General features: G+C 50.9%; 8 protein-coding genes and 1 pseudogene. 8 read left to right on the forward strand and 1 reads right to left on the reverse strand.

Going from position 1 to position 9561, the window contains the following annotated elements:
• Positions 1-376, forward strand: a pseudogene (locus HWQ67_RS08015) (adenylate/guanylate cyclase domain-containing protein); the annotation flags it as partial.
• Between the two features lie 31 nt (positions 377-407).
• The gene (locus HWQ67_RS08020; protein WP_218252164.1) at positions 408-653 is read left to right on the forward strand and encodes an adenylate/guanylate cyclase domain-containing protein; all 246 of its coding nucleotides are present in this window, start codon (positions 408-410) and stop codon (positions 651-653) included.
• 231 nt (positions 654-884) lie between these two features.
• Here HWQ67_RS08020 and HWQ67_RS08025 read toward each other — a convergent pair whose 3' ends face one another.
• On the reverse strand, positions 885-2984 hold the full coding sequence (locus tag HWQ67_RS08025; protein WP_218252165.1) for a lectin like domain-containing protein: 2100 nt from the start codon (positions 2982-2984) through the stop codon (positions 885-887).
• 447 nt (positions 2985-3431) lie between these two features.
• On the opposite strand from HWQ67_RS08025, the gene HWQ67_RS08030 reads away from it, so the two are divergent.
• From HWQ67_RS08030 to HWQ67_RS08055, 6 genes are all read left to right on the forward strand, one after another.
• Positions 3432-4286: a M23 family metallopeptidase gene (locus HWQ67_RS08030; RefSeq protein ID WP_218252166.1), complete on the forward strand. Its 855-nt coding sequence runs from the start codon at positions 3432-3434 to the stop codon at positions 4284-4286.
• A gap of 17 nt (positions 4287-4303) precedes the next feature.
• A complete protein-coding gene (locus HWQ67_RS08035; RefSeq protein ID WP_218252167.1) occupies positions 4304-4687 on the forward strand; it encodes a bactofilin family protein in 384 nt (127 codons plus the stop codon).
• A 6-nt stretch (positions 4688-4693) separates the two neighbouring features.
• Complete coding sequence (locus HWQ67_RS08040; RefSeq protein ID WP_218252168.1) at positions 4694-5080, forward strand: bactofilin family protein; 387 nt, start codon at positions 4694-4696, stop codon at positions 5078-5080.
• A 52-nt stretch (positions 5081-5132) separates the two neighbouring features.
• Positions 5133-5822 (forward strand): hypothetical protein, encoded by a 690-nt coding sequence (locus HWQ67_RS08045; RefSeq protein ID WP_218252169.1) that lies wholly within the window; start codon positions 5133-5135, stop codon positions 5820-5822.
• The gene (locus HWQ67_RS08050) at positions 5819-7606 is read left to right on the forward strand and encodes a M14/M99 family metallopeptidase (RefSeq protein WP_218252170.1); all 1788 of its coding nucleotides are present in this window, start codon (positions 5819-5821) and stop codon (positions 7604-7606) included. Before HWQ67_RS08045 ends, HWQ67_RS08050 begins: the two co-directional genes overlap by 4 nt.
• A 113-nt stretch (positions 7607-7719) precedes the next feature.
• Entirely contained in the window at positions 7720-9498 is a 1779-nt protein-coding gene (locus HWQ67_RS08055) for a DegT/DnrJ/EryC1/StrS family aminotransferase (RefSeq protein ID WP_218252171.1), read from the forward strand.
• Positions 9499-9561 lie beyond the last annotated feature (63 nt).

Here is a 9561-nt window from a genome sequence, read left to right on the forward strand (position 1 = left end):
CAATGTCGTATTTGAGGTCACCGATGTCAAGAAAATGTTGGAAGATAAGTCCCAGTGGGCAAGCTCATACCAGGAAGACATAGCTGACGATAAAGCACCGGCCCCCGATTCATCCGAGGGAAAACGTGAATTTGCGGTTATCATGTTTACGGACTTACAGGATTCGGTTGGCTATTTTGAGACATACGGAACTATTGATGCGCATAGTTGGATATGTAATCACAACAAGATCATAAGCCCGATAATAGAATCCCATGACGGAAGGGTTGTCAAAAAGATAGGCGATGCGGTTATGGCGTCTTTTAAGACACCGGCAGAGTCCGTCAGGGCCTCAATAGACATCCAGAGACATCCAGCGGTCTATAGCACGCAATAACAAAACCACAGAAGAGGCAGGGCGTCATTACGTGCGTATTGGCATGAATGCCGGAGACGTCCTCCTATCCAAGGATGGCGACTTCTATGGAAAGGTCGTCAATATAGCAAGCAGGGTACAAAACCTCACTCCACCTGGTACTGTGTATATTGCAGAGGGGCTTTACAGGCTCCTGGAAAATGATGTAGAGTTCAGGATTAAACCTCTGGGAGAAATGACAATAAAAGGGATGAAAACAAAACTCAGCGTCTATGAAGTTGACTGCAGCGACAGATAAGTACACGGACAGTAATGGTGGTAGAGAATGGGGTCAAGGGGTCAGCGACCCCCGGCATAAAAGGGGCGAGCCGCCCCCGGCTAAGTTCCCCCGGCATAAAAGGGGGACTTCTTCGTGGCCGGGGTGCCCCACCCCTCCCCTTGCGGGGAGGTCTGAAGGGGGCCAGGTGCGACCTGGAGCGGGAAAGAAGCGGAGCCGCCCCCTCCGTGTCTTCTTGCTTTCCGTATCTTACTATTTTCGATATCCGCTATCGTATGAGCCGTATGAGCCGGCGCCTGCACTGTTGACTGACACTACCCAGTAGTAATAGACCTTGCCGGCGGTGCCTGTGGTGTCGTTGTAACTTGTGGTTGTTATGGCGCTTTTGTTTATCTTTGACCTGGCGCCTGTGGCAGTATCGGCCCTGTAGACGTCATACGAGTCGGCGCGCACTTCAGCCTTCCAACTGACAACCACTTTATCGGGGTATGTGCCATCGGTGGCCTTTATGGCTGTTGGCGCCGGTGGTACCAGGGCTATGGCTGTGAAGTTCACACCTGTGGCGTTCGTGCCGTTTAGTGCTACGGTCTTGCCTGTTGGAGAGATGTAGTAGTTGGTCTTGGTTGGGGTCACGGTATAGTTGCCGTTAGGGAGTCCGGCGAAGGTGAACTTGCCGTTGATGTCCGTGGTTGTTGAGGCGGACTTGGTCCCCTTGAGGGTCACTGTGGCGTCGCGTACACCGCTGGTGCCGCTTGTAATTGCCCCCGACAATGAATATGTAACCGGCGTGGGCGTAGGAGTCGGTGTTGGTGTAGGAGTCGGTGTTGGTGTAGGTGTCGGCGTAGGTGTAGTTGTTGGCGTGGGCGTAGGAGTGGGCGTAGGAGTACCGGACGACTTTGAGAACGCCTTTACGCAAACGTTTGTATTTACGTATTTGGACGCTATATCTGTCCACGCACTGCCGTTACTGCTTATATAGCTCTCACCGGCTTTGGCCGTGGCCTTACTGCTGTAGTTGCTGAAAGGCATCTCTACCGGTATCGGGTATTTGTACCCGGGTGTTGTCAGCTTTATGACCACGGAAAACTTTTGTCCGCTATTGAGTGCAACGGCCTGTGTCAGGTTTATCGTGTGATATCCGGCATATGCGATGCTGCCCGTTTGAGTCGTCACCAGGGTGCCTGATGCCGGGCCGGAGACGGCGTCCTTGTAGATATATATTTCGTAGGAGGAATTAGACGCCATTGTATAAAATGCTACCGCTGCAACCTGCTCACTGCCGGCGGCGGTGAATATGTTTGCAAACCAGCCGGTCTGACTGCCATAGCCAAAGCTGGTCGTAAGCCCCAGTGGGTCATACTGATAGATGCGGTCATAGTTGGAGGTCGATTCGGCATTGTTAAAAACGAAGTTCGACCTTCCTACCTTGCTGTCATAGTAGGAAATATAGAAGTAGCCGCTTTCACCCCAACCGGTTCCCCAACTGTTTTTGACAATAAATGCACCGTTGTCAGGGGGAACTGTGGAGAACTTTGATTTGTCATAATTATCATCCCAGCCCACAATGACAACAGCGTGGTTTGACGAAGACGTGCCATTGTAGTAGTAGGTGTATTTGCTTGCGTTATAGTACGAATTGTTGTGGTAATATGCGGTGTACATGGCGCCGTAGTTGATGACGGCCTGTTTGATGTTGTCGTTATCGGATGAGCTGCTCCTACCCGGTACGATCAAGACCTCCTGGGTGTGTTTTCTGGCGTTGAGGTCGGCGGGCGATGTGTTTGCCGATGCGTTGTATGGGTCCTCGGACTCATTGACGGCTCCACTCCAGCGTGCAAGATAGGCCGTTGAGATAAGGGCGTTGCCGCCGCTGCATATGCCCCAGTCAAAGCCGTGTGTGTCCTTGAGGTGGTTTTCGGAGAAGTCGTTTGATTCTGCCGACATCAGGGTGCTCTCCAGCGACCCGTAGGAGGCAAAGGCCCAGCATGAGCCGCAGTTGCCCTGATTCTTGACGGCTGTGAGCTTTCCCTTCGTGCGCAGATCGTATGACGAGGGCAAGACGCCTCTGTGGTCCATGTCATGCACGCCCTGTCCGGTCAGATGTGACAAGTCTACTGGCGCGGGGATGTAGCCGGTTGCATTGCCGGTCGTTTTTAGTTGCATCTCCATCTGCCCGATTGTAATGTCCTCGTTAAATTCGGGATTGAGTGGTGCTGGTTGCAGTTGTGCCTCCTCTGCCGCCGTTGCCAACCCATGACCAAATGCCGTCAACAGCATAAGTGCCATAATCAGTACAAATAACCCTCCGCTTACCCATGACCTGAAATAGTTTACCCTTCTGTTTGCTTCCATTGTTGTGTGACCTCCATATCTTAAACTTTTTATTAGTAACTCATACGAATTACCTTAGTTATGATTTTATTGTACAAGAGGAGTTTGGGGCTTGTCTGTCACCACGGTGACATTTTTTGTAATAGTTCAGCTATACATATTGAAATGTTGTGTATAATCAACCCAATGTCAACAAGGTAAGAAGGGGTCAAGGGGGCTGGCCCCCTTGCAGGGGGTTCTGAAGGGGGCCAGGTGCGACCTGGAGCGCCAAGAAGCGGAGCCGCCCCTTTCTTTCCTTCTTCTTAGGGGGGTGAACTATTACCATTTTTTGAAATTCTCTACCGACGCATCTGAAATGGCAGGAAAAATTCACGAATGAAATAGCCTTGTGTTTTTTATAATGTGTATGATATACTGTTTACACTTGTGTAGTTCCGTGCACAAGAATTTAGAAAGCAACTGGAGTTGATGATGTTGAAACTAAAGAAATTTATACGTCACTTGTTTACTCCAATTACAATACTGATAATACCCCACAGTAATGAGCAAACATACAGGATGAAACTCCCCTCCGTTGGTATTGTCATGCTGGTAGCCATGTGGGTTGCCTTTACAGGGTATATGGTTTCGGTTGGGGTGACCACTAAGGAGTACAACGAAATCAAGGGCAGGGCGGATTTCTATTACCGTCAGTTCACAGAACTGCACGGCACCATCGATTCACTGAAGAAAGCAGAGACACAGTTTAAAAAACTCTTTGCCTTCCAGACCAAGGAAGATGTCTTTAAAAATCTCGAAACGGATGACTCCGGCTCCATAGACATGCAAATGCTGAAAAAGCAGATAGAGCAGTCCGTCAAGGGAGTTGACGAAATCAAGGAATATCTCAAAAAACAACAAAATGTCTATAACGCTACCCCGCATGGTTCTCCGGTTGGTTCATCGCGTATCAGTTCACAGTTTGGTTGGCGCATACATCCACAGACAGGCAGGAGCGAGTTTCACTCCGGCCTGGATATGGCCGCCTCGCCGGGTATGGCAGTGCGGGCTACGGCTGACGGCATCGTGAGTTTTGCCGAATGGTCGGGGGGCAGTGGCAAACTGGTTGTCATTGAGCATGGCTTTGGCTATACCACGTGCTATGCCCATAACAAGGAAATTGTGGTGAAGGTTGGTCAGCGGGTCAGACGTGGGGATGTGGTAAGCTATGTGGGTTCTACGGGTAACTCCACTGGCCCGCATGTGCATTATGAAGTGTGGAAAAATAACACCCCCGTTGACCCTACGGTATTCCTGGCAAAAGAGGGCGAAGATAAACAATAGTGTAGAATCTTGAGGGGATGATGTTTGGTAAAAAACACGACAGAATAGAAACCCTTATTGGTGTAAGTACCCAGATCAAGGGGACAATAGAGCTAAAGGGGACATTGCGTCTCGATGGCGGCTTTGAGGGTAATGTCAAGGCCGATTGGGTCGTGGTTGGAGAGAAGGGACATCTCAAGGGTGATATATACGCAAACGGCGTCGTGGTTGGCGGCCTGGTTGAGGGCAATATCCATGCACGGCAATACATAGAGATTATGACAAAGGGCAAGGTCTTTGGCGATGTCTACACCTCGAAGTTTGCCATACTTGAGGGTGGGCTGTTTGAGGGACATTCAAAGATGCAGAATAACGAAGTAGAAGGTGAGATATCCGTATCCTTCAAGAAAGAGATAGAGTGAGCGGTAGTGGCAGAAGCTGATAACAAGATAAACGGGTTGATCGGTTCTGGTGTGAGCATCGAGGGGAAATTGTCCTTTGACGGTGTGCTGAGGATAGATGGCATGTTTGAAGGTGAGATCAATGCCACCGGCACGCTCGTTGTCGGAGAGGAGGGTGTACTGAAGTCAACGATCAAGGTTGATACTGCCATCATTTCGGGAGAGGTCAGGGGCATGATTGAGGCCATCAGAAAGGTTGAACTGCATTCAAGGGCCAGGATGTATGGCGAAATAAGAACCCCCGTGATTGTGCTCTACTCCGGTGCCCTGTTTGTTGGCGAGTGCCTCATGGCAAGTAAGAGAGATACGTCAGGTCTGAGCAATGAAGAACTAACACAACTGCCTGTAGCATAAAAACGTAGAAATCTGTCGCAACTTATAGCAACGCATACATGGTGCTATCGATATGAAAAAAAGAGAAACTATAACAGTTATATATTTCAGGGACAAGAGCGGTAAGGCCAGGACGTTCAAGATGGCCAGAGCGGTGTTTGTCTCTCTGGTTACTGTTGTGCTTGTGCTGCCTCTAGTCTCTGCATACCTTGTGCTAAGGTATGGTGTGCATGGTGTGCTCAACGCTGAATCGCCTTCAAAACTGGCTGCCCTGGAAAGAGAAAACGCATCACTGAAACAGTCCCTGAAGTCGCTGGAGACCAAGAGGCTGAATTTTATAACCCAAGCTGCACAAAAACCGGAACCTGGTACCCCAAAACAGGATGATTTTACCTCCAGGACTATCAACACAGGACAGGTCGATGCCGATGCCCTCGAAATAACTAACCTGGAGGAAAAGCATCTGATAATCATATCATTTGATATCATCAAGTCCCGTATAGCTGATACCAAGGTTACAGGGTATGTGTTTATTGTGTACAAGTCGGCTGATAAATACTATGGACTACCACAGTCAGCAGAGATAATAAATGGCATACCGGCTAAGTATACTGCCGGTGAGGGCTTTGATATCAAAAACAAGAAACACTTTACCAAAACACTCAGCAACATCACGCTCGATAAACTGCAACTGCTCTATCTCCTGATCTACGACGACAAGGGAACTGTTATCTTGAAGAAAAACGTTGACCTGAGATCATGACTCTGGTATACAAGCAATTAACATTTCTGCTTGCAATCATATCGATCATCTTCCTGACACACTCCGAGGCCCTGTCCAGAACCGACCACGTGGTCTACTTCGAGGGCACAGACTATGAGCTTCACGTCTACAAGATTTCCGGTAAGGAATCGGGTAAGACGCTTATGATAATAGGCGGAATCCAGGGGGATGAGCCGGGGGGGTATATGACGGCCGACCTCTACGCCGACGTGACCCTCAAAAAGGGCAACCTGATAGTCGTACCACGGGCCAACTTCCTCTCCATCATGAAGCGCAAGAGGGCCATAAACAGCGACATGAACAGGCGATTTGACTATATCAACTCAAAGGAGTACTACGAAGACAAGGTGGTCGAGATACTCAAGGACCTCATAAAACAAAGCGACTTCCTGCTTAACCTCCACGAGGGTTCGGGCTTTTACTCGGAGCGCTACGAAAGTGACCTCGTAAACCCTAAGAGGTTCGGCCAGTCTGTCATCGCCGACACGGACGTCTTTAACACAAAGGATGGCAGGGTGTTGAACCTGGCCTATATCGCCAAGGACGTGATTAAACGGGTTAATCCTCGAATCAAGGATAAAAATCACCTCTTCAGATTCAACAACCACAGGACCTTTGACAAAAACACCATACACTCTGAGCAACGTAAATCGGCAACGTTCTATGCCCTGTCAACGCACAACATACCGGCCTTTGGTATTGAGGCATCCAAGGAGATAAAAGACCTCGAAAAGAAAATGAGATACCAGAGCATGGTCATAAATGCCTTTATGGAGAGGTTTGACATCGTACAGGAGAATCCCGGCATTGATCTTGAAACCCCACGTCTTTCCTACCTCGTGGTATCGCTAAATGGCAGGGAGTATCTGCTCCATAACACACACGAGTTTAGAGTCAAGGCCGGTGACAGGGTCAGGATCACCGCAATAGAGGCAAACTATAAGCGGGGGCTTACCGTAGACGTCATAGGGGTTGGCGGTTCTAACGACCTCAACAGGGAGTTTGTTGTAGATTCTGCACTTAAGGCCGTTGTCATGAAGGATGGCTATAAGTGCGGTGAGGTGGGGTTTACGTTAACGGCTGAGGGGAGTATTGCCAAAAACGAGCAAGCCCCTTCGTTTAAGTACCTCATCGTGGCATCAAACGGCGTCAGGCATGTGCTGAAAAACTCCGAACACTTCAAGGCCGTCAGGGGGGATGTCATCAGACTGACCGACGTTGTCACGGACGGCTACAGGGCGGAGGAGTTGAGCATCAAGCTCGTTGATCCCACCGGAGATGCCCCCACCAAGACTGGCACCAAAAACAGGGAGTTCGCCATCGACACCCTCATGGTAAAGCACTCACACGGTAAACCATCCGCCCCCTGCACCATAGAAGTCAGCTCGGGCAAGGACGTTATTGCCACCGTATACATCGACATCGAGGAACCCAGAATGGACTATCTGGTACTGCGGCAGAACAAGGGCGTAAAGCGTTGGTACACGGACGGAGAACTGATACGCCTCAGCGCCGCTGACGTCCTGGAGATCGTTGATGTAAAGACAAACGTCAGTGGCAATGCCGGAGTAAAACTCAACCTCCAGGGGGATACAAAAAAACCCGGAAAAACACTTTTGCCAGGCAATACCATAAAAGCCGCCGATTTCTCACGTAAAGACGGAGACCGTTACCACATTGTGATCACACGAGAGGGCATCGTGTTGGGTAAGGCCGCCGTACAGGTGGTACAATCCCTGGCATCGAAGGAGAGACGTCCGTAACGGGTTCTCTTATCATTTCACGAGAGGTCAAGACTCTCATCCGCCACCTCAAAAGGGCGATATACGCAGGATTGCGGTATCGATGCCCCCTGTGTGAGAGCAATCTCAGGGCAATGAAGCCGTTGCCGGGTTATTTTCCCTCCGAGGTTGAGGTCCGTGGACGGCGGTACGGGCTGGACGACTTTGAGACCCTCAATGCCGACAACTACCTGTGTCCGGTCTGTGGCGCCTCCGACAGGGAGAGACTGATTGCACTCTATATCAGGGAGATGACCCGTGGTCTGAAAGGAAAAGCCGCCCTGCTGCACTTTGCCCCGGAGATGGCCCTGGCCATGTATCTCAAGGACACGGGGGTTTTCTCTTATCGCAGTTGCGACCTCTCCATGGCCGATGTTGATGACAGTATGGACATAACCAACATGCCAGGCTACGGTGATGGCACCATCGACTGCTTTATCTGTAGCCATGTCCTTGAGCACGTGCATGATGACAGAAAGGCGTTGAGTGAACTATACAGGATACTAGCACCAGGTGGTTGGGGGATTGTCCTGGCCCCCGTGCTTTTAGGGATCGCTGATACCTGCGAGGCCCCCTCCATTACCTCAGCGCAGGACAGGGAGCGGTATTTTGGCCAGGCCGACCACGTGCGGCTCTATGCAAAGGGGGACTACATGGCCAGGCTGTCTGAGGCGGGATTTTCCGTCAGTTGCCTTGGCGTTGACCACTTTGGTGCCGATACCTTCAGGCAGGCTGCCATCACCGCCAGGAGTGTTCTCTATGTCGTTGAAAAGCGGCGCGTTGTATGTACCCCCCCCCATCTCAACGTCACAAAGACATACCTGCCCGATTTGCAGAAGTACCAGGCCTATATCCGGGAGGTGTTCTGTGGCGGATGGCTGACCAACTACAACCGGTTTGTCCGGGAACTCGAGGCCAGACTCACCGATTATCTTGGCGTCAAGCACGTGATAGTTGTGGCAAACGGCACCCTGGCCCTTCAGGTGGCCTACAGGGCGCTGGGTCTCAGTGGTGAAGTCGTAACGACGCCCTTCACCTTTGTTGCCACCTCCAGCGCCCTTGTGTGGGAGGGGCTGACCCCGGTCTTTGCCGACATCGACCCCGATACCCTGAACCTGGATGCGGCGCAGATCGAGGCAAGCATCACCGATAAGACCTCCGCTATCGTGGCCGTGCATGTCTTTGGCAACCCCTGTGCCATAGGGGAGATTGAACGGATCGCCCAACGGCACTCACTCAAGGTCATCTACGATGCCTCACACGCCTTTGGGGTGGACTATAACGGCAGGGGCATTGCCGGCTATGGGGATGTCTCCACGTTGAGCTTTCATGCCACCAAGATATTTCACACCGCCGAGGGTGGCGCCGTGGTCACCAATGACGACGACATTGCGGCCAGGGTCAGGCGGATGATAAACTTCGGGATCACGGGACCCGAGACCATAGAAGACCTGGGCATCAATGCCAAGATGAGTGAACTTCACGCAACCCTCGGCTTGTGCATCCTCGACGACATACAAAAGATAACCGCTGCCAGGGGCAAGGTCTTTGACAGGTACGAAAGGTCTCTGTGTGCAACGCTCCGGCGGCAGAGGCATGAGTCCCTGGCAAGCAGGAACTACGGATATTACCCCGTGATATTGCAGAGCGAAGGGCTGCTCCTGGAGGTGAAAGAGTCATTGAACGGCCTGGGCATTTATCCGCGGAGGTATTTTTTTCCCTCTCTGAATACCGTCCCCTATCTTGGCCACGGTCAGCGTGTCCCGTTGTCGGAGGACATTGCCAGGCGTATCCTCTGTCTGCCTATCTACTGCGATCTGCCCGAGGATGTGCAGGATACCATAATAGACACGGTCAACACGGCCCTGAGATAGGAGACAACAAAATCGGTATACTGAAATGACTCAGTTTTTTTCAGGCATGATAATTGAGTGTGA

The organism is Candidatus Magnetobacterium casense (genome assembly GCF_019173545.1).
GTDB lineage: Bacteria > Nitrospirota > Thermodesulfovibrionia > Thermodesulfovibrionales > Magnetobacteriaceae > Magnetobacterium > Magnetobacterium cryptolimnobacter.

Bases quoted from the DNA above. Each gene is read 5' to 3' on its own strand.
- HWQ67_RS08025 (WP_218252165.1), bottom strand. From the start codon at position 2,984: ATGGAAGCAAACAGAAGGGTAAACTATTTCAGGTCATGGGTAAGCGGA.
- HWQ67_RS08030 (WP_218252166.1), top strand. From the start codon at position 3,432: ATGATGTTGAAACTAAAGAAATTTATACGTCACTTGTTTACTCCAATT.
- HWQ67_RS08035 (WP_218252167.1), top strand. From the start codon at position 4,304: ATGATGTTTGGTAAAAAACACGACAGAATAGAAACCCTTATTGGTGTA.
- HWQ67_RS08045 (WP_218252169.1), top strand. From the start codon at position 5,133: ATGAAAAAAAGAGAAACTATAACAGTTATATATTTCAGGGACAAGAGC.
- HWQ67_RS08050 (WP_218252170.1), top strand. From the start codon at position 5,819: ATGACTCTGGTATACAAGCAATTAACATTTCTGCTTGCAATCATATCG.
- HWQ67_RS08055 (WP_218252171.1), top strand. From the start codon at position 7,720: ATGAAGCCGTTGCCGGGTTATTTTCCCTCCGAGGTTGAGGTCCGTGGA.